The 282-nt window shown below is 36.3% G+C and carries 1 pseudogene; it reads left to right on the top strand.

The features are described from left to right. Positions 1-267 (top strand): annotated as a pseudogene (locus ACSG5Z_RS32220) (TGL-type protein-glutamine gamma-glutamyltransferase); the annotation flags it as partial. Positions 268-282 lie beyond the last annotated feature (15 nt).

Below are 282 nucleotides of genomic sequence, written 5' to 3'. Positions count from 1 at the left end.
ATTTATTCCTTCCGAACATCTGATGAACTCAGCTTTGATCTAAATTTGCGAGTGAATTTTATTACTTCTGCATTAGAACTTTTTCAAAGTGGATTTCAGTTTCGCACATTTCAACAATCCTTTTGCAACCCCCAGTATTGGAAAAGAACACCACTTGGAGGATTCGAGCTACTACCAAACATACCCCCTTCCATTGCCATACAAGATATTTTCAAAAACGGAAAACTATATGGAACTGAATGCGCCACCGCTATGTTCATTATNTTTTAAAAAGCTTTACTA

The organism is Bacillus pretiosus, from assembly GCF_051294775.1.
GTDB classification, from domain to species: domain Bacteria; phylum Bacillota; class Bacilli; order Bacillales; family Bacillaceae_G; genus Bacillus_A; species Bacillus_A wiedmannii.
Note: the sequence above shows the minus strand (reverse complement) of the source record. Positions and strands in the feature narration are given on the sequence as shown.